Consider the following 18,980-nt stretch of genomic DNA (forward strand, 5'->3'; position numbering starts at 1 on the left):
TCCAACGCCTCGAAGAACCTCGCCTTCAAGCCCTCAAAATCCACGATCCCCGCAACTCCCTGAATCCAGGGTGTTGCGGGGATCGCTAGAACCTGCCCAGCGGTCGGGGCCGACGTCGTCTCCGTTGTGGTTCCGGCCTCGGTTGTGCCGGCCGGTTGTGCCCGGAACCTACTCGAAGGAGCCCGCCACTGGTCCGCCTCCCGGTCCTCCGGCCGATCCGGTGACGGTCCGGGAATCCCGTCACGCGCTCTTGTGTCCTACTCGGTGCGGAGCGCGGTGACGGTACGAGTCCGCGCGGCCCAGCCGGCGGGTATGAGCGCGCCGAGGACGGCGATGAGCAAGCCGCCGAGGCCGAGCAGGACGAGTTCCGACACGGGGTAGACATTGACGGCCTGGGCGGGGAAGTTGAGACCGGCGCTGTGGCCCATGGCGGGCACGGTCAACGCGTGCAGTGCCAGGCCGGCCGGCAGGCCGATGGCGCCTCCGATCAAGCCGATCAGGGCGACCGATGCGAGAACCATGGCGACAGTCTGACGAGGTGTCATCCCCAACGCCTTGGCGACGCCGATATCCCGAACCCGTTCGCGGGTTTCGAGGACGACCGTGTTGAGCACGCCCAGCCCCGCGACGGTCACCAGCATCAGGGTGAGCAGCGCGGTCAGCGCGTCGAGGGAGACGATCGTGCCGCTCACGCCGTGGGTCCGGTCGGTGCCGGCGGAGACGCCCAGTGGTGCCAGCGAGGTGTTCAGGGTGTTGGCGTAGCCGGCCACATCCGTGCCGGGTTTCAGTTTGACGGCGTAGGTTTCGGGGCGCAGGTCGGGCTCGGCCGTGGCGAGCGTCGCGGCGTCGGTGAGGACCTCGTTGGTCTGGGTGTGCGGGTCGAAGACCTCGCCGACGAGCCGCACCGGGATCTCCTTGCCGTGGTCGGTCAGGGTCACGGTGTCTCCGAGCCGGGTGGCGGTGGCGGCCATGAACGTCGACGGCACGACGGCCTCGCCGGGGCCGGCGAACCAGCGCCCGGAGACCAGCTTGAAGCCGGACCAGGAGGAGTCGCCGCTGAAGGCGAAGACGGCGGTGGAGCCGGACACCCCGGCGACCGTCACGTCCGTCTCGGCGGTGCTGTAGTACTTCAGCGTTCCGGCCTGGGCGTTGACGGCCGCGATGATCCGGGCGGGATCGCTCTTGCCCCGTTCGCCGGCCGGTATCACGTTCGCCGGTAGGGAGTGTCCGGCGCCGGGCGGTGGGCCGTAGGCCGAGATGACGACATCGGAGGTGTCGTGGTCCTTGGCGGCCTGCACCCAGTTCAGCGAGGAGGCCATCCCTGTCGCGAAGGTGGCCGCGGCGGCGCCGAACACGATCGCCGCGACCATCGAGGCCGCTCGGACGGGGCGGGCGAAGGGGTGTGCCAGGCCCAGGCTGACCGGCCGCGGCAGCGGGAGCCGCGCCGCGAGCCAGGCCGCGCGCTGCCCTCGTCGGGCGCGCGGCGTCCGCCCGACGGCGAGCGCGTCCACGGTGCGCAGCCGTCCGGCCCGCAGCGCGGCCGCCCACGCGGTGGCTGTGACCAGGCCCAGCGTGCCCCCGATCACCGCCACGTCGACCCAGGGGGCGACGCCCGAGGTGGTCGTGCCGTAGACACCGGCGGTGGCCGAGAGCACGGGTATGCCCAGCGCGTTGCCCGCGAGGGCGCCGACCGCGGTGCCGACTGCCGCCGGGACCAGGGCTTGGCCCATGTAGGAGCGCACCACCTGGGCCGGGGTGAACCCGAGCGCCTTGAGGATGCCGATCCGCCTTGTCCCGGTGCCGACCGCGCCGGAGACCACGGTGCCGACGATGAGCACCGACATGAGGACCCCGAGCAGGCCGAAAGCGACCAGGAAGGGCACGAACAGGGCGGTGTTCCGGTCGGACCCCTGTGCGGTGTTGAGCCAGGACTGCACACCGGCCAGGGACCCGGCGGGGGTCGCGGACTCCACCGTGGCGCGGTCGGCCGCGACCTGCGCGGCGGTGCCCGCCGAGGCGAAGCGGTACAGCATCTGGTACCCGCCCGCCGTGCCGGGCCCGGTGAGCGAGGTGACCTCGGACGGGGCCACCCAGGCGTCGGCGGTCCGGCTGACCGACTGGGCGAAGCCGACCACGGTCAGCGTCGGATCGCCCGGAAGACCGGGGAAGTGCAACACCGTGCCCACCTGCTCGATCGGGCTGTCGTAGGTGTCGGACAGCACGATCTGGCCCGGGCCGGTCGCCCAGCTGCCACGGCGCAGCGTGATGTCGTCGACGGGGCCGCCGCGGTCGGCGCGCCCGACGACCGCCATCGGCGGCAGGCTCGCACCGGCGGGCAGGCCGAGGTCGGCGCTGCTCTGCGGGTTGACCGTGGCGGTCGGGAACGGCCCGGCCGCAGCGGTGACACCGGCTGCGTGCGCCGAGGCCGAGAGCTGTGCGGCGGTACTCCGACCCGCGTCGAACTGCGCGGTGAGGTGGGCGCCGTGCTGGCCGGCGAAGGCCTGTTTGAACGGCTCGGCGGAGGCCACCAGCAGTGATCCGCCGAGGACGGAGGAGGTCACCGCCATCATCGCGGCCAGCCCGGTCACCAGAGTCTGCACCTTGCGGCGGCGCACGCCCGAGCGCACCACCTTGCCCAGGACGCTCATCCGGCCACCGCCGTCCGGTGATCGGCGGTGATCCGGCCGTCGGCGATCTTCACGGTACGGGTGGCGCAGGACCGGGCCAGCGTCAGGTCGTGGGTGACCGTCACGATCGTCTGGCCGTCCGCGTGCAGCTCGTTGAACAGTGCCTTGACGTCGGCGCCGGAGGCGGAGTCCAGCGCCCCGGTGGGCTCGTCGGCGAGCAGCAGCGCCGGACGGTTCATCAGGGCCCGGGCCACCGCGACCCGCTGGCGCTCACCGCCGGACAGGCGCCCGGGGTACGCCTTGGCGTGCCGCTCGATGCCGAGCGCGTCGAGCAGCCCGGCCGCCCGACGACGGGCCGCGCCGCGCGCCATCCCGGCCATCTCCGCCGGGAGCACCACGTTGTCGGCCACCGTCAGATCGTCGAGCAGGTTGAAGAACTGGAAGACCATGCCGATCTTGGCCCGTCGGAAGCGCGCCGACCCCGCCTCGCCGAGCGTGTCCACCCGGACTCCGTCCACGGTGACCGTGCCCGTGCTCGGCCGGTCAAGGCCCGCGATCAGGTTGAGCATCGTGGACTTGCCGCTGCCGGACGGCCCGAGGATTGCGACGGACTCCCCGGGGTGCACGGTGAGCGACACCTCGTCCAGTGCCGCAGGGCCGTCCTCGTAGCGGCGGCTGACACCGCTCAGCTCGATCACCGGCGTGCTCATCATCGTCTCCCTCGATCTGCCCGACTGGCTGATCCGAAGTTAGAGGCGGCGGCCCGGACGGCACGTCGCTCGCAGGAGGCATTTCGGGTACCGCGAAAGGAGCATGCTGCTCGACGTCATCCTTGCGATGTAGGCGAGCGGTGTAGTGGTGCTTGTCGTCCAGGTGGATGTGCCGGCCGTGGCCGGTCCGCCACAATGCTCGGGTGATGAACGAGCCGACAACGGAGCGACTGCGCGACCTGGTCCACCGGACGACCCGTCACCTCGGGCGCCTGCCAGGTCCGGATGCCACGCGCCCGCCGGGCCTGACCCGGCGCAACCAGGTGTCCGACGCGGTGCTGGCGCTGCTGCTGGCCCTGGCCATCGCCCGCTACGCGACGAGCACGCCGGTGGCCGGGCCCGTCGACTGGACCGGCAGGACACTCCTCGTGCCGGCGGCCGCGGTGCCCCTGGCGCTGCGTCGCCGCTTTCCGCTGGCGGTGCTGTGGGCGGTGCTGGTTCTGACGCTGCTGATCAGGCACGACTCCCCGGACATCGCCTACTTCGCCGGAGTCCTCTGCATCGTCGCCGCGTACAGCGCCGCGGTCCACGGGCCGCACCGGCGGGCGACGCTCACCAGCCTGCCGGTGGCGGCAGCCGTGCTGGTGGTCCTCTTCTCGGACGCGCAGCTGCCGCACTTCCCGAACGGTGTGGTCGCGATCCTGGTCCTGGTCCCCGTCTTCGCGGTGGCCTACGAAATCCGGATGTGGCGGCGCCGGGTCGAGGAGGGCCACGCACGGCTGTCAGCCCTGGAGCGCGAGCAGCTCGATGCGCTGCAACGCGCAGTCGAGCACGAACGCGCGCGCATCGCGCGCGAGCTGCACGACGTGGTGACGCACAACGTCAGTGTGATGGTCATTCAGGCCGGCGCCGCCCGCAAGATCATGGCGACCAACCCCGAGCGGGCCCGCGAAGCGCTCGTCGCGGTCGAGACCGGCGGCCGGGCGGCGATGACGGAACTGCGCCAGGTCATGGGGCTGCTCACGATGGACGGCGGCGGTGACGGCGACGATCCGGCCGCGACGGCGGAGCTCACCCCACAGCCGGGTCTGAGCCGGCTGGAGGCCCTGGTGGCCGGGGTCCGGCAGGCAGGGCTGCCGGTCGAGCTCACCGCGCTCGGGCAGCAGCGCGCCGTGTCGCCCGGTATCGAACTCGCCGCCTACCGGGTGGTGCAGGAGGCGTTGACGAACACGGTGAAGCACGCGAGCGGCGCGAGTGCCGAGGTCGTCGTCGAGTACACCGAGAGTCACCTGCGGTTGGAGATCGCCGACACCGGCGGCCACGCGAGCGCCGCTGCAGCCACCGGCAACGGGCGCGGACTGATCGGCCTGCGCGAGCGTCTGGCCCTCTACGGCGGGACCATCCACACCGGGCCTCGCCCCCGTGGCGGCTACCGCGTCAAAGCACTGATACCCCTGGAGGTCTCGTGACCGAGTCACTACGAGTCGTCGTCGCGGACGACCAGGCGCTGGTGCGGATCGGCTTCCGGCTGATCCTGGAGTCCGAGGGCATCGAGGTGGTGGCTGAGGCGACCAACGGCGTCGAGGCGGTCGACGCGGTCCGCCGCACCCGGCCCGATGTGGTCCTGATGGACATCCGGATGCCGGAGATGGACGGCCTGGAAGCCACCCGGCGGATCGGCGCCGGCGAGGCGGACGGTCCACGGGTGATCATCCTGACCACCTTCGACCTCGACCAGTACGTCTACGCCGCGCTGTCGGCCGGCGCCAGCGGCTTCCTGCTCAAGGACGTCAGCCCCGAGCACCTCGCCGGCGCCGTCCGCATGGTGCGCAGCGGCGATGCGCTGCTGGCCCCGGCGATCACCCGCCGCCTCGTCGAACGGTTCGCCCGGCGCGACGCGGCCACCACGGCCATCCACCGCGATCTGGCCGCACTGACCCCGCGCGAACTGGAGGTGATGGGCCTGCTCGCCCGTGGCCTGAGCAACGCCGAACTCGCCGGCCGGCTCCACCTGTCCGAGGCGACCGTCAAGACCCATGTCGCCCGCATCCTGGCCAAACTCGGGCTCCGCGACCGCGCCCAAGCGGTCATCGTCGCCTACGAGACCGGGCTGGTCGTCGCGGGTGAGAGCGAGGTCGCCTCGTAGTCCCCTGCGGCCGAAGTCGTTGTTGTCGGCGACCTCGGCATCGGCAACCACACCCTGGTCAAGTACGACCGCCGTACCGGAGCCCGGCAGCTCCGCCCGGCCGGGAACGGCCAACTCCCCAGCGAGGCCGTCTTCGTCCAGGCCCAGGACGCCACCGACGAGGACGCCGGCTACCTGCTCACGGTCGTCAGTGACCTGAACACCGACAGCTCCAGGCTCCTCGTCCTCGACGCGTCCGACCTCACCGTCCCGCCGGTCGCCACCGTTCACCTGCCCCGCCGCGTCCCGGCCATGATCCACGGATCCTGGATCCCGGACAGCGCGTTCTGAGCCGCCACAGGTCCAGCCCGACGGCGCGGGCCCGCTGCCCGGGCGGTGCAGCTCAGGCGTGTGCGGGGGCGTCCTCGGCGGGCAGCCGCTCGGCCGCCGGTGCGGCCGGTGCCGCCGGGGGTTCGACGTTGCGGAGCAGGACGACCGCGAGGGCCGCGGCCGCCGCCATCAGTACGGCGGCGCTGAGGGCCGCTGCGTGCATCCCGTGGGAGAAGGCGTCCCGGGCCGCGTGCAGGACGGCGGCTCCGGTCCGTCCCGGCAGCCTGGCGGCCACTGCCTGGGCGCCGCCCAGGGTCTCGCGGACCGAGTGCACCGTGTCGGCGGGCAACCCGGCGGGCAGCCCGCTGGTGACGGCGCCCCGGTAGACGGCGGTGCCGATGCTGCCGAGGACGGCCATTCCCAGTGCGCCGCCGAGCTCGGTGCCGGACTCCAGAAGGGCGGAGGCGGTGCTCGCCCGCTCCGGCGGCGTCGCGGCCATCGCCAGCTCGGTGACCTGCACCATCTCCATGACCATGCCGCCGGCGTACACGCAGGTGCCGAGCAGTACGACCCACAGTGCGGTGCCCGGGCCGACCCGGCTCATCACCAGGAATCCGGCCGTCATGGCCAGGAAGCCGGCGCAGATGACGTACGCACGGTTCCACCGCTGCGCCAGTGCGGCGGAGAGCGGCGCGACGCCGCCCACCACGACGCTCGGCAGCACGCTCCACAGCGCTGCCCTGAGCGGGCTCATGCCGAGTACCGACTGCAGGTACTGCGTGGTGAAGATCGCGAAGCCGACCACTCCGAACATGCCCAGCACGTTCATGGCGATCGAACCGCTGAAGGCCCGTCGGCGGACCAGTGCCAGGTCGACCAGCGGGTGCGGGTGGGTGCGCTGTCGGCGGACGAAGACGGCGCCGACGGCCAGGCCGGCGAGGACCGACAGGGCCGGGGCCGGGGTGAAACCGTCGCGGGCGAGTTCCTTGATGCCGTAGACCAGCGGCAGGATCGCGGCCAGCGAGAGTGTTGCGCCGAGCAGGTCGAACCGGCCTGCGGCGGTGGTCGGCGCCTCCGGTACGAGGGCCGGGGCGAGCGCCAGCAGCAGCACCATCGCGGGCGTGTTGATCAGGAAGACCGAGCCCCACCAGAAGTGCTCCAGCAGCACGCCGCTGAGGACCGGGCCGAGCGCGATGCCGCCGGTGGTGGCCGCCGTCCAGATCGCGATCGCCCTGCTGCGCTGCTTCTCGTCGTGGAACATGTTGCGGATCAGACCCAGTGTGCTGGGCATCAGCGTGGCGCCGCCGATGCCCAGCAGGGCGCGGGCCGCGATCAGCGTCCCGGCGCTGCCGGAGTAGGCGGCCAGCACGGAGGCCGCGCCGAAGGCCAGCGCCCCGGCCAGCAGGAGCCGCCGCCGGCCGATCCGGTCGCCGAGTGCGCCCATCGTGATCAGCAGTCCGGCCAGCACGAAGCCGTAGATGTCGAAGATCCAGAGCTGCTGGGTGCTGCTGGGCGCGAGGTCCTGGCTGATGAACGGCACCGCGAAGTACAGGACGGAGACGTCCATCGAGACCAGCAGCAGCGGCAGGAGCAGGACGGCGAGTGCGGTCCACTCCCGGCGACCGGCCATGGGGTGTTCTGGTGTGCTCATTCGGGTGTCCCCCGGGGTGTTCGATGGCGCGTACGCCGTACGCGGTAGATGTGTACAGCGTACGCATAGTGCGGTGCAGTGAGCAAGCCTCCATCTTTGTGGTCCGGTGGCCCGGTGGGCCGTGTGGTTGAGGGCTGCAGGGGCTGCGCAGTGGGTGAAGCGACTAGTGCACTAGTACACTTGGCGGGCAAGTCCGGATATCAGGACCGAGGAGCAGTCAGCGTGACACCCGAGAGCACCGGCACCACCGAACCGCCGTATCTGCGGATCGTCGCGGAGATCAGGAGGAGGGTCGCCGTGGGGGAGTTGCGGCCCGGTGACCGGGTCCCGTCGACCCGGGGGATCACCCGGGAGTTCGGCGTCGCGATGGCGACCGCGACGAAGGTCCTCACCGCACTCCGGCAGGAGGGCCTGGTCCTGACCCGCACCGGGGTCGGCACCGTGGTCGCGGAGGCCGGGCCCGCCGCTGCCGCAGCCCGGGCCGCCGCATCAGTCCCCGCGCCCGTGGCGCCCGTGGCACCCGCACCCGCCGCTCTCGCGACGCCTGCGGGGCCGGAGCCCGCCGCGTCGGGCCGTACCCGGCGATCCGGGGTGAAGGAGCGGGAGCAGGGGCTGAGCCGGGACCGCATCGTCCGCGCGGCGATCGACGTCGCCGACACCGAGGGCCTGGCGGCGCTCTCGATGCGCCGCGTCGCCACCGAACTCGGGGTCGCCACCATGGCGTTGTACCGCCATGTGCAGGGGAAGGACGAGCTCGTGCTGCTGATGGTGGACAGCGTGCTCGGCGAGGAGGCCTACCCCGAGGAGCCGCCCGAGGGCTGGCGCGCGATGCTGGAACTCGGTGCCCGGCTCCAGTGGCGTGTGTTCCGGCGGCACCCCTGGCTGGCGCCGATCATGTCGGTCACCCGGCCGGTGCCTTCCCCCAACGCCATGGTGCACAGCGAGTGGGCGGTACGGGCGTTGGCGGACGTCGGCTTCGACCCGGCCACCAAGCTCTACACGCACATCCTGCTGTTCAGCTTCGTACGCGGGATCGCGGTCAACGTCGACGCCGAGGTGCAGGCCGAACGGGAGACCGGGATGACCGACGAGCAGTGGATGGAGTCCCAGGGCCGGGTGCTGGAGTGGGTCATGTCTTCGGGCCACTACCCGGAGTTCGGCAGGCTCCTGGGCGAGGTGGGGGAGTTCGACTTCGATCTGGACACCCTGTTCGAGCTGGGGCTGCGCCGGATGTTGGACGGCATCGGCCTGCTCGTCGACGGACCCGCCGCCGCGGGCGGCTGACCGGGCCGAGGACCCCGGGCCTGCGCCGGGCGCCGGCCGCCGCACCGCGAACCCGGTGCCCGGCGCCGAGTGGTCAGCCGTCCGCCCTGAGCCGGCGGAGGGTCCAGCCGGCGCTGGTCGGGTCCAGCGGTTTGGAGGCCTGCTTGAAGAGGTACTCGGCCCGTTCGTAGGACAGCCGGCTCCGTCAGGTCGAGGTCCTCGACGTTCAGGGAGAGGACCGCCCGTACCCCGGCGCCGGACTCGTGCAGCAGCCGCCACAGGGTGAGCTCGCGCACCGGCAGGCCGGGGCTGTCCCAGAGCGCTTCGAGTTGGCCGGGGCCGATCGCCGGTGTGCGCGGGCGGGTCTCGGCCCGCCGGCCCAGGCCTGCGGCCAGGTGCTCCAGGCCCGTCCAGCCGCCGAACGACCGGAGGGTCGAACGGTGCCGGTTCCACGTCTTGGCCGCCGCCCGGCCCCAGGTTGCGGTGAACACCCGGGTCACCTGTCCGGCGGTCAGCTCGGCCAGCGGCAGCTCCTCGCCCAGGTCCAGGCAGAGGCGTCGCAGCGTCTGTCCGTACGAGCGGATCGTCTGGGCGCTCAGGCCCTCGCGCTCCTCGTGCTCCAGGAAGGCCCGGGCTGCCTCCCCGAGCGTGCCGCCCTGCGGGCCGCCGGAGGCGAGCTCGTCCGCCCGGCGCCGGAGGAAGGCCCGCTCGGCGGCATTCCCGGTGAGCGAGGCGGCCCGGAGGAACTCCAGCCGGGCTTCCGCGGGCCGGTCCAGCCGGAGCAGCAGGTCGTTGCGGACGCTCGGCAGGAGGTGGTAGTCCCGCAGCGCGGGGTCGGCCAGCGTCCGTTTCGCCGCCGCGATCCGCCGGGTGACGGTCGTCTCGTCGGTCAGGAACGCCCGCGCGGTCTGTTCGGCCGTCAGCCCGCCGAGCAGGCGCAGCGTCATGGCGACCCGGGCCTAGGTCGGCAGCACGGGGTGACAGGAGATCAGCATCAGCCGCAGCATGTCGTCCTGCTCGGCGGCCGGCGCGGAGCCCTGCCCGGCATCGTGGCCTGAGCCGTGGTCGGAGTCCCGCCGGAAGTCCTCGCCGTGGCCCGGCCGGGTGTCCTGCCGCTGTTCCAGCTCGTGGGTCAGCTGCTCCTGCTTGCGTTCGAGGAGCTGGGAGCGCCGGATGTGGTCGACGGCCCGGCGCTTGGCGGTGGTGGTCAGCCAGGCGCCGGGGGTGTCCGGTACGCCGGACACCGGCCACTGTTCGAGCGCGGCGACGAGTGCGTCCTGGGCCGGCTCCTCGGCGAGGCCGACATCGCGGACCACTCGGGTGAGCCCGGCGATGATCTTCGCCGACTCCAGCTTCCAGACCGCGTCGATGGTGCGATGGGTATCCGGCACAGGCACGATGACAGCACCGGTCCCGGCTCGTCGGCAAGCCGGGAGCGGAGGTTCCCGCTGTTCAGGGGGCTCGGCGCTCCTGCGGGTTCAGGGGCCGAAGACCTGCTGGATCATGCCGCTTCCGCCGGATCGCCGTCGCCGTCGCCGTCGCCGTCGCCGTCGCCGACGATCCGACGGAAGCGGCGGCCCAGCTCGACGGCCTCCTCCTGCGAGCGGACCTCGATCAGTGCGAAGCCCGCCACCGCCTCCTTGGCCTCGGCGAACGGTCCGTCGGTCACCGTGATCTCCCCGTCCGTGGACACCAGCCGGACGCCGGACGCCGGTCGGCGCGAGGCCGCCGGTGGCCGGCAGGACTCCGGCGGCGGTCAGCTCCTCGACGAACTTGCCCATCTCGATGAACAGGGTCTCGTCGGGCGCGGTGTCGGTGGCCTTGGTGGTCATCAGGTAGCGCATGGGGGTTCTCTCTTCTCTCGCTGTCGGCCCGCTCGGTGCGGTGCTTCTGCTGACACGTCGAACAGCCGATGTGACAGGGAATGCCGGGCGAGGGAACGGGGACGCCCCCGGCCCGGAGCGACGGCTCCGTGCCGGGGGCGGGTGACCGGTGGCTCAGCCCGCGGTGGCGAGCTGGTCCGCCTGCCCGTCCGAGGTGTCCGAGGCATCCGAAGCATCCGGGGTATTCGACGCGTCCGGGGCGGCCAGCACGGCGGCGGCGCGGTCTCCGGTGAAGGCGGACAGCGGGTCGTGGTAGTCGGCCCACGGCCACGGGACGGTGTGCTTCAGCGCCTGGAACTGGGCGACCGCCTCGGCCGGCCGGCCGTTCTCGCCGAGCATGAAGGCGAGCCAGCCACGGGCGTGTTCGACACCGGGGTGGCCGGGGTCGGCGGCGGCGAGGTCGGCGAGGGCGGTGTCCAGGGCGGCGGACACCTGTGCGGTCCGGTAGGCGGTGGCGGCCTCCTCGGAGCCCGCGTACTGCTCCCAGAGGGCCTCCAGCTTCCGGGGGGCGAGCAGGCTGCCGACCGGGGCGGCGGCGATCGCCGTGTCGATGAACTCGTGCATCGCCGCGTGGCTGCCGTGCCACTTCTCGCACCAGTACTGCAGGGCCTGGCCGTGGGCGGCCCAGTGCTGCGGGTCGCGGGCGGTGATCTCGGACCACAGTTCGCGGACGCGGTCGTTGTCCCAGCTGTGCCCACGGGCGACGGGGAGCAGCACCACCCACGGGTTCGGGTCGTCGGCCGGTGCGATCAGCACGGCCTCGCGGGCGGCCGCCTCGGCCTCGCCCAGCACACGGTGGAAGCCGGCGGCCTGCTCGCGCGTCACCTGGTGGGCGCGCTTGCGGGTGCGGATCTCCCAGGCGACGCCGACCAGGGCGCGGGCGTGCAGTACGGCGGCCTCCGCGTTCTGCGGCTGCTCCCGGCGCCAGGCCTGGAGCCAGGCGTCGTCCTCGACGGCCAGGTCGGTGAACGGGACGGCCCTGGCCCACCGCCGGTCGGCGTCCGCGCCGTCCGCGCCGTCAGCGCCGCTCGCGGTCAGGTACGCGGCGGCCGGACGCCAGTCGCCGGAGCGGGCGGCGTCCAGGGCGGCGGCCGCCTCGGGGGAGTGCCGCGTGCCGACGAGGACCAGTTCGGCCCGCGGGACGAGCCCGTGCCGGCTCGGGACGATTGTCGCCGGTGCCTGTGCCCGGAGCTCGTCGGCCTCCCGGGCCTCCCGTGCGGCCGCCCGGCGCAGCACGCGCCAGGAGTGGAGCTTCATGAAGGCCCAGCCGCCGGCGACGGCGACGACCATGGTGATCAACAGGGACATGGGTGCGCAGACCTATCGGTGCGAAGCGGTGCGGGGGAGATCAGCGGGCGGGCGCGGTGAGACCGGCCAGGGCGCGCAGCGGCGCGGTGTCGGGGGCGTCGGTGACGGCCGCGTCCACGGCGCCCTCCATGCCCTCCTCCACCCCTTCGGGCAGGTGGAGGGTGGCGGACCGGGACCAGGAGAACTCCCAGTGCGCGAGCTCGGCCTCCGCCATGGCCAGGACCGTCAGCCGCGAGAGGGCCGAGTGCAGCGCCGGCCGGAGGAACTCGCGGGCGGCCCGGCCGGTCGCGGCGGCGGCCTCCTCGCTCTTGGGCAGCCGGCCGGCGATCTCCCAGCCCCGGCCGGTGTCGAGGGCGTCGAGCAGGCCCTCCAGGGTGGCGGGCAGTCCGGCGTCGGTCAGCGCCTCCCGGACCGGCCCGGTCCGCCGGCGGAGCCCGGCCAGGCAGCTCTCCCGGAGCAGCTCAGGCCAGTCGGCGTGCCGCTTGGCCGCGGCCTCCGGTACGAGGGTGGCCTGTTCCAGCGCGGCCAGCGTGCGCTCGGCCTCGCGCAGCAGGGCCAGGGCCGGGCCGTCCTGCTCGGCCGAGCGGCCGTCCTCGGGCAGCGCCTCGACGGCCGCGACCCGCTGGGCGATCGGCGGGTGCGAGTCGTACGGGTCGCTCTGCTCCTGCGGCAGCTCCCGGCCGAGCCGGGCCAGTTCGGGCCCGCGCACCGGGTCGGCGAGCACGTGGGCCAGGCCGCCGTACAGCTGGCCGGGGAGCGGCAGCACCCCGGCGTCCCAGCCGATGGTGGCGTAGCAGTCCAGGTAGAAGTCCTGGGCGGCGCTCAGCACGGGCAGCCGGCGCAGCGCGGCGGCGGTCGCGTCCCGTCCGGCGAGCTGCGCGGCGGTCCGGTCGGCGGCGTACTCCTGACGGCGGCTCACCGCCTCGGAGACGCGGAAGAACATCCGGCCGTACGCGGCGAAGACGCCGGCCAGGTTGCCCTGGACGCCCTGGGCGAGGTCGGCGCTCCTGGCCTGCGCCTTCCGGATCCCGCCGGTGTGCTGCTTCCGGTCGGGGTCGGCCTGCTCCTGGAGGGTCCGGACGGTGTGCAGGATGGCGCGGCGGCCGGCCATGGTGACGCCGGCCAGCCGGACGTCCCGGTTGCTGTAGTGGCCGAACTCGTGCGCCAGCACGGAGTCGAGCTCGGCCTCGGTGAGGCCGAGCAGCAGGGGTGCGCCGACCACCAGGTGCCGTTTGCCGGGGATCAGGCCGAGCAGCCGGGTGTCCTCCCAGACGCCGGCGTTGACGTCCGGTACGAGCCGGAGGTCGGCGGGCCCGCGGACGCCGGTCTGCTCGGCGATCCGGTCGATCCGGGCCCACAACTCGGGCTGCTGTTCACGCGTCAGGAGCAGCCCGGAGGGCTCCTCGCCGCGCGGACGGCGGGTCAGGAAGACCACCCGCAGGACCGGGTAGATGACCAGCAGGCTCAGGCCGATCAGCTTCGCGATGGCCGGGTTGACGCCCGTGCCGCTGAACAGCAGCGCCAGGTCGAGCCCGGTCAGGCCGAGCACGATGGCGGCGGCCAGCAGGTAGAAACCCGCCAGCAGTGCGACGGCGGTCAGGGCTCGGCCCGAGGTGCTCAGGGCCGTGCCGGAGGTGGCCGAATCGGCCGGTCTTGCAGGCGTAACCAACGCCGTCCCCCAAGAAATCTTCGCTCACGTGTACGGAAATGGAGATCGTAGCGGTCACCGGCGGAGCCCGGACCGCTAGGTCGGCCTGCTGCCGCCCTGGTCAGGGGCGCAGCCTGACCCTGGTCACGACGGGCTCCGGTTCGCGGCCCGCCGCGGCGCAGCTCAGCGCCTCGCGCACCGCGAGGACGCCGAGCCGGGTGAACACCGGCTCGCAGGAGTCGGTCCAGTGCCAGGACAGGTCGCGCACCACGACCCGGGCGCCGACCGGGCCGGAGCGGCGGACCTCCGGGGCGCCGGGCGTCTCGTCGGACGGTTCGTCGGACGTCCCGGCGGCCAGTTCCTGCAGCACGCCCCGGGCGAGCGCCGCCTCGTACTCCGGTGCCCGCTCCGGGTGTGGAGTGCAGTCGAACTCGCAGGACGACGGCGCCCCTTCGGGCAGCGGCTCGAAGTCCAGCTCCACCCTCCCGTAGGTCGGCACGCAGGCGGTGACGGTCTGGCGGGAGCGGACCTGTACCCCGCGAACGGGGCGGCTGAGCGGGACGGTGTGTGCGGTGGTCATGGCAGGTACCGTACGGCCGTCCGTGCCGCGCCGCCGCCGGATTTCCGGCCCCGGACGCCCGCGCGTGCCAGTCCGTGCGCCGCGCACGCTAGTCTCCGGGTGTGGAGAACGAAGTGGGACGTGAGGTCGCCGAGGCGCTCGGGGAACTGCTCAAGCGCAGCCTGCGGTCGAATCTGTACCAGGGGCTGACGGACGGTCTGGGGGAGGCGGTCGACGAGGTCACCTATCCGGTGCTCAGCGGGCTGGCCCGGTACGGGCCGTGCAGCGCCGCCGAGCTGGCGGCCGAGGTGGGGCTGGACCGGTCGGGGGTCAGCCGTCGGGCCTCCCGGCTGGAGGCGGGAGGACTGGTCCGGCGCGGGCCGGACCCGGCCGACGGGCGGTCCGTGCTGCTCACGCTGACCGAGGAGGGCGACCGCACGGTGGCGGTGATGCGGCAGCGGCTGGCCGGCCGGATCGAGGCCTCGCTGAGCTCCTGGCCCCCGGCGGAGGCGCGGGCCTTCGCCCGGGGCCTGCGCCGGTTCATCCGGGACGGCCCGTTCGGCGAGGGGTAGCCGGCCTGAGGCGGGTCCGGCTACGCCCCGACCGGCAGCAGCTGGATGCCGTGGCCGTTGGTCAGCCGGGTCCCGTGGGCCTTGGTCCGCAGGTAGTGGACGTTGCTCTCGGAGACGTGCACGCCGGTGGGCACGCGTTCGGTGACGTCGATGCCCAGGGTGGTGAGCTGGCCCGCCTTGTCGGGATTGTTGCTGAGCAGGCGGATCGTGGTGGCGTCCAGGGTTTCGAGCATCTGGGCGGCGGCGGAGTAGTCGCGGCCGTCCTCGGGGAGGCCGAGGGCGGTGTTGGCCTGGTAGGTGTCGAGGCCGGAGTCCTGGAGGGCGTAGGCGTCCAGCTTGTTGTAGAGGCCGATGCCCCGGCCCTCCTGGCGCAGGTAGAGCAGGTAGCCGCCCGCCTCGGTGATCCGCTCGACGGCCTCGCGGAGCTGGGGGCCGCAGTCGCAGCGCGCCGAGCCGAAGACGTCGCCGGTGAGGCACTCGGAGTGCAGCCGGACCAGCGGGGCCGCGCCGGGTGCGGGGGTGCCGAGGGCCAGGGCGAGGTGCTCGGCGCCGTCGGTGAGTCCGTGGAAGGTGAAGACCTCGGCCTCGGCCCGGTAGCCGTCGGGGAACGTGAGCGGGATCCGCACGCGGGAGCGCACGGCGGCAGTCGTCGGCTGCTCGTTCTCGGTGTTCGGCATGCCCAGCCTCCAGGGATCCGCAGGTGACCGCGTGGGGTTCTGCTCGTGGTTCGGTGCGGTTGGGTATGGTTCAAATTCAAACCGACCGACCGGCTAGAGAGTACGCCGTTGTTTGAATTTGAACAACTGGCCTCGGGTCGTGTCCCGGATGGCGGACGTCCTCCGTTCGGCGCAGCATCCCCGCCCCCTGCCGAGGGTGGCCCGCAAGCTGGGAGCGGGGGCCGCCGACCGGAGGATGGGCATGTCCAAGGCGTTCGGATTCAGGGCGTTCGGCGGGCCGGAGAGCCAGGGGTTCCTGGACCGCCCGACCCCGGTGCCGGGCCCGGGCCGGCTGCTGGTCGCCGTCCGGGCCGCCGGGGTGAACCAGGTGGACTGGAAGATCCGGCACGGCCTGCTGGGGACGGACCTGCCGTTGCCCGCCGTGTACGGGGCCGAGGTGGCGGGCGTCGTGCAGGCGGTCGGCGAGGGCGTGGCGGACTTCGCCGTCGGGGACGAGGTCTTCGGCAGCGCGCTGGCGGGCGGCTACGCCGAGCACACGCTGCTGGCCGCCGACCACGCGGCCCACAAGCCCGCCGCCGTCTCGTTCGCGCAGGCCGCGACGCTGCCGGTGGCCGCCGCGACCGCGTACGACGGGGTCCGGCAGCTGGCGCTGGACCCCGGCCGGACGCTGCTGGTCCTCGGGATCGCGGGCGGGGTCGGCAGCGCGGCGGCCCAGATCGCCCGGGGCCTGGGGCTCACCGTGCTGGGTACGGCGGGCGATGCCAACCGGGGTTTCGTCGAATCGCTGGGGGCGGCCTGGGTGCGGTACGGCGAGGGGGTGGCGGACCGGATCAGGGCGGCTGCGCCCGGCGGGGTGGACGGCATCCTCGACCTGGTCGGCGGGGAGGACGCCCGGGCCGCCGCCGAGACCCTGGTGACCCCCGGGCGGCTGGTCTCCACCGTCGACCCGGTCACCGCGACCGAGCTCGACGGCACCTTCGTCCGGCGCAGCGGCACGGCGGCCACCCTCGACGCGCTGGCCGAACTGGTCGGCTCCGGCAGGCTCGACCCGCACATCACCGCGACGTACCCGCTGGAGCGGGCCGCCGAGGCGCTCGCGGTGGTGGAGGCCGGGCACGCGCGCGGCAAGCTCGTCCTGGAGATCGGCGGGACGGGCACGGTCGGCGGGACGGGCGGGATCGGCGGGACGGGCGGGACGGGCGGGATCGGCGGAACCATGGAAACCGGCTGATGGAGAGAGTGGCACCATGAAGATCACCGAACCCACCGTCGGCGCGCCCTGCTGGGTCCAGCTGGGCAGCGCCGCCCCGGCCGTGGCGGAGCAGTTCTACGGCGAACTGTTCGGCTGGCGCGCCGAGACCGACCCCGACCCGGCGGCCGGCGGTTACACCACGATGTTCGTGGACACCGCGCCGGTGGCCGGGCTGGCCCCGCTGCCCGAACCGGGGCAGCCGGCCACCTGGGCGGTCTCGTTCGCCACCGCCGGGGTGGACGCCACCGCCGTGCTGGTGATGGCGGCCGGCGGCCACCTGCTGATGGAGCCGACGGAAGTGCTCGGCCTCGGACGGTTCGCCGTCGCGAGGGACCCGTCCGGCGCGGTGTTCTCGCTCTGGCAGGCCAGGACCTTCCAGGGCACCGGCCTGCTGAACGAGCCGGGCTCGCTCGGGTGGGTCGAACTGGCCACCCGCGACCCGGCCGGGGCCGCCGCCTTCTACGCCCGGGTCTTCGGCTGGAGCGTCAACGCCGGCGCGGGGTACACCCAGTGGGGCATCGACGGCCAGGACTTCGGCGGGATGCTCGACATGGGGGACAGTGTCCCGCCCGAGGCGCCGCCGTCCTGGATGCCGTACTTCGCGGTGGCCGACGTGGACCTCACGGCGGAGCGGGCCGTCGTGCTCGGCGGCGGGGTGCAGGTGCCGCCCGTCCGGATGGGCGGTGTGCGCAGGCTGGCGGTGCTCCGGGACGCGCAGGGCGCGGTGTTCGGCGTCTATGCGGAGGGGGAGGGCGCGGCGTAGCCGCCGACGGTGCGTGGCGGGCTTGCCGGCGGACGCCGTCAGGCCTTGGCGGCCGGTGACGGCTCGGTGACGGCGGGGCTCCCGGCCGGCTCCGGTCCGTCCGGGCGGCGGCGGGGGACGCAGGCGGCGGTCACGGTGATCGCGACCGCCGTCAGCGGCGCCCAGTCGCCCAGCCGGTCGTACCAGGTGCGGGCCGCCGGGTCGGCGAGCGGCAGCCGGACGGTGACCGAGCCGGTGGCCGAGGTGCCGAGCAGCGCGAGGCGGCGGCCCTGGCGGTCGTACGCGACGGACTCGCCGGTCAGCGAGGCCTGGACGACCGGGCGGCCGGTCTCGGCGGCGCGCAGGGCGCCGAGCGAGGCGTGCTGCTGGGGGGCCCAGGTGTGCTGGAAGGTCGAGGTCGCGGACTGGTAGACGAGCAGGCGCGCGCCGTCGTCGGCGGCCGCCCGGGACATGTCCGGGAAGGCCGATTCGAAGCAGATCAGCGCGCCGAGCGGGAGCGGGCGGCCGGCCCGGTCGGTGGCCTGGAGCAGGTGGAAGGAGGTGCCCGGGACGCGGTTCTCGCCCGCCGCCTTGCTGACCCCGGCGATCCAGCCGAGCACCGGACGCAGCGGGATGTACTCGCCGAACGGCACCAGCCGGATCTTGCGGTAGCGGCCGGCGATCCCGTCGGGGGTGATCTGGACGGTGTCCTTGGAGATCCGGCCGTCGGCCTTGCGGGCGTCCTCGCCCACCAGCAGCTGGGCGCCGGTCCCGGCGGAGAGGGTGCGCAGCCGGTTCAGCACGGCGGTGTCGCGGTCCAGGTCCGAGGTGGTGCTGCTCTCGCCCCAGACGACCAGGTCGAGCGGCTGCCCGGCCAGCGCTGCGGTGATCCGGGCACTGGCGTCGAAGCGCGCGCCCGCGTCCTCGATCACGCCGGGCTGGACGAGCGCCACGGTGGCGTAGTCGCCGGGCGTGGGCTGGGTGCGCAGCGCGAACAGCAGTGGGCCGGCCGCGACCGCGAGCACGGTGACGGCGGCGGCCACCGCCCGGACCCGGATCTGACGGACCGTCAGAAGGACGACCAGGCCGGTGTTGGCGGCCACCACCGCCGCGCTGACCAGCCACGCCCCGCCGACCGAGGCCAGCCCGAGGACCGCCGGGTGCTGCCACTGGGTGGCGCCGAGCAGCGCCCAGGGCCCGCCGAGCGCGTGCCAGGAGCGGGCGTACTCGGTGCTCACCCAGACCGAGGGGACGACCACCAGGGCGGCGAGCGCCCGCAGGGCGGTGACCGGCGGGTGCAGCAGCCGCCAGACCGCCAGGCCGACGGCGGCCTGGAGCGCGCCGAACAGGACGGCGATGGCGAGCAGCCCCGGCCCGACCGAGGGGATCAGCCAGTACATCGCGGTCAGGATGAACCCGGCCCCGAACCACCAGCCGCGCACCGCCGCCTCCCGCGCGGTGGGCGCCTGCCGCATCAGCAGCAGGCCGGGCACCAGGGCGACCCACGCCAGCGCGGCGAGCCCGGGCGCCGGGAAGGCGAGGACCGGGAGTGCGCCGGCGGCCAGGGCACCGTACCGGGCGGGCCGGGAGAGGGCGGCGGGGAATCTCATGTCCCGATTGTCTGCTTCCGGGG

16 protein-coding genes and 1 pseudogene are annotated in these 18,980 nt (G+C 73.8%); 7 read left to right on the forward strand and 10 right to left on the reverse strand.

The features are described from left to right. Positions 1 to 257 precede the first annotated feature (257 nt). Together ABD330_RS03785 and ABD330_RS03790 are read right to left on the reverse strand one after the other, a co-directional pair. A complete protein-coding gene (locus tag ABD330_RS03785; RefSeq protein ID WP_344460659.1) occupies positions 258 to 2,648 on the reverse strand; it encodes an ABC transporter permease in 2,391 nt (796 codons plus the stop codon). Beyond that, the gene (locus ABD330_RS03790; protein ID WP_344460661.1) at positions 2,645 to 3,337 is read right to left on the reverse strand and encodes an ABC transporter ATP-binding protein; all 693 of its coding nucleotides are present in this window, start codon (positions 3,335 to 3,337) and stop codon (positions 2,645 to 2,647) included. The genes ABD330_RS03785 and ABD330_RS03790 overlap by 4 nt, the downstream gene beginning before the upstream one ends. A 206-nt stretch (positions 3,338 to 3,543) precedes the next feature. Between ABD330_RS03790 and ABD330_RS03795 the strand changes: the two genes are divergently transcribed. The 3 genes from ABD330_RS03795 to ABD330_RS03805 are packed head-to-tail and all read left to right on the forward strand — an operon-like array spanning position 3,544 to position 5,813. After that, entirely contained in the window at positions 3,544 to 4,806 is a 1,263-nt protein-coding gene (locus tag ABD330_RS03795) for a sensor histidine kinase (protein ID WP_344460663.1), read from the forward strand. Beyond that, the gene (locus ABD330_RS03800; protein ID WP_344460665.1) at positions 4,803 to 5,483 is read left to right on the forward strand and encodes a response regulator; all 681 of its coding nucleotides are present in this window, start codon (positions 4,803 to 4,805) and stop codon (positions 5,481 to 5,483) included. Before ABD330_RS03795 ends, ABD330_RS03800 begins: the two co-directional genes overlap by 4 nt. Before the next feature lie 54 nt (positions 5,484 to 5,537). Then, complete coding sequence (locus ABD330_RS03805; protein ID WP_344461077.1) at positions 5,538 to 5,813, forward strand: carotenoid oxygenase family protein; 276 nt, start codon at positions 5,538 to 5,540, stop codon at positions 5,811 to 5,813. 52 nt (positions 5,814 to 5,865) lie between these two features. Here the strand turns inward: ABD330_RS03805 and ABD330_RS03810 are convergent, their stop codons facing one another. Beyond that, positions 5,866 to 7,443, reverse strand: a complete 1,578-nt coding sequence (locus ABD330_RS03810; RefSeq protein ID WP_344460667.1) for an MFS transporter — start codon at positions 7,441 to 7,443, stop codon at positions 5,866 to 5,868. A 222-nt stretch (positions 7,444 to 7,665) separates the two neighbouring features. On the opposite strand from ABD330_RS03810, the gene ABD330_RS03815 reads away from it, so the two are divergent. After that, complete coding sequence (locus ABD330_RS03815) at positions 7,666 to 8,727, forward strand: TetR/AcrR family transcriptional regulator C-terminal domain-containing protein (protein ID WP_344460669.1); 1,062 nt, start codon at positions 7,666 to 7,668, stop codon at positions 8,725 to 8,727. 344 nt (positions 8,728 to 9,071) lie between these two features. Here the strand turns inward: ABD330_RS03815 and ABD330_RS32440 are convergent. The 5 genes and pseudogenes from ABD330_RS32440 to ABD330_RS03845 form a co-directional block, all read right to left on the reverse strand. Then, positions 9,072 to 10,097 (reverse strand): annotated as a pseudogene (locus ABD330_RS32440) (site-specific integrase); the annotation flags it as partial. A gap of 110 nt (positions 10,098 to 10,207) precedes the next feature. Then, the gene (locus ABD330_RS03830) at positions 10,208 to 10,375 is read right to left on the reverse strand and encodes a YciI family protein (RefSeq protein ID WP_344460673.1); all 168 of its coding nucleotides are present in this window, start codon (positions 10,373 to 10,375) and stop codon (positions 10,208 to 10,210) included. 328 nt (positions 10,376 to 10,703) lie between these two features. Further along, entirely contained in the window at positions 10,704 to 11,897 is a 1,194-nt protein-coding gene (locus tag ABD330_RS03835; RefSeq protein WP_344460676.1) for a hypothetical protein, read from the reverse strand. A gap of 40 nt (positions 11,898 to 11,937) precedes the next feature. After that, complete coding sequence (locus tag ABD330_RS03840; RefSeq protein WP_344460678.1) at positions 11,938 to 13,566, reverse strand: M48 family metalloprotease; 1,629 nt, start codon at positions 13,564 to 13,566, stop codon at positions 11,938 to 11,940. A gap of 100 nt (positions 13,567 to 13,666) precedes the next feature. Beyond that, on the reverse strand, positions 13,667 to 14,125 hold the full coding sequence (locus ABD330_RS03845; RefSeq protein WP_344460680.1) for a hypothetical protein: 459 nt from the start codon (positions 14,123 to 14,125) through the stop codon (positions 13,667 to 13,669). A gap of 101 nt (positions 14,126 to 14,226) precedes the next feature. On the opposite strand from ABD330_RS03845, the gene ABD330_RS03850 reads away from it, so the two are divergent. Next, positions 14,227 to 14,676 carry a MarR family winged helix-turn-helix transcriptional regulator gene (locus tag ABD330_RS03850; RefSeq protein ID WP_344460682.1) on the forward strand — a complete coding sequence of 150 codons (450 nt, stop codon included), beginning with the start codon at positions 14,227 to 14,229 and terminating at the stop codon, positions 14,674 to 14,676. 20 nt (positions 14,677 to 14,696) lie between these two features. Here the strand turns inward: ABD330_RS03850 and ABD330_RS03855 are convergent, their stop codons facing one another. Continuing rightward, complete coding sequence (locus ABD330_RS03855) at positions 14,697 to 15,353, reverse strand: GTP cyclohydrolase II (RefSeq protein WP_344460685.1); 657 nt, start codon at positions 15,351 to 15,353, stop codon at positions 14,697 to 14,699. Between the two features lie 241 nt (positions 15,354 to 15,594). Between ABD330_RS03855 and ABD330_RS03860 the strand changes: the two genes are divergently transcribed. Further along, positions 15,595 to 16,584 (forward strand): NADP-dependent oxidoreductase, encoded by a 990-nt coding sequence (locus tag ABD330_RS03860; RefSeq protein WP_344460688.1) that lies wholly within the window; start codon positions 15,595 to 15,597, stop codon positions 16,582 to 16,584. Positions 16,585 to 16,600: 16 nt separating this feature from the next. After that, positions 16,601 to 17,368: a VOC family protein gene (locus tag ABD330_RS03865; protein WP_344460691.1), complete on the forward strand. Its 768-nt coding sequence runs from the start codon at positions 16,601 to 16,603 to the stop codon at positions 17,366 to 17,368. A 38-nt stretch (positions 17,369 to 17,406) separates the two neighbouring features. Here ABD330_RS03865 and lnt read toward each other — a convergent pair whose 3' ends face one another. Next, on the reverse strand, positions 17,407 to 18,957 hold the full coding sequence (gene lnt, locus ABD330_RS03870; RefSeq protein WP_344460694.1) for an apolipoprotein N-acyltransferase: 1,551 nt from the start codon (positions 18,955 to 18,957) through the stop codon (positions 17,407 to 17,409). Between the last annotated feature and the right edge of the window lie 23 nt (positions 18,958 to 18,980).

It is taken from the genome of Kitasatospora kazusensis (genome assembly GCF_039529945.1).
In the GTDB taxonomy this organism is placed as follows: domain Bacteria; phylum Actinomycetota; class Actinomycetes; order Streptomycetales; family Streptomycetaceae; genus Kitasatospora; species Kitasatospora kazusensis.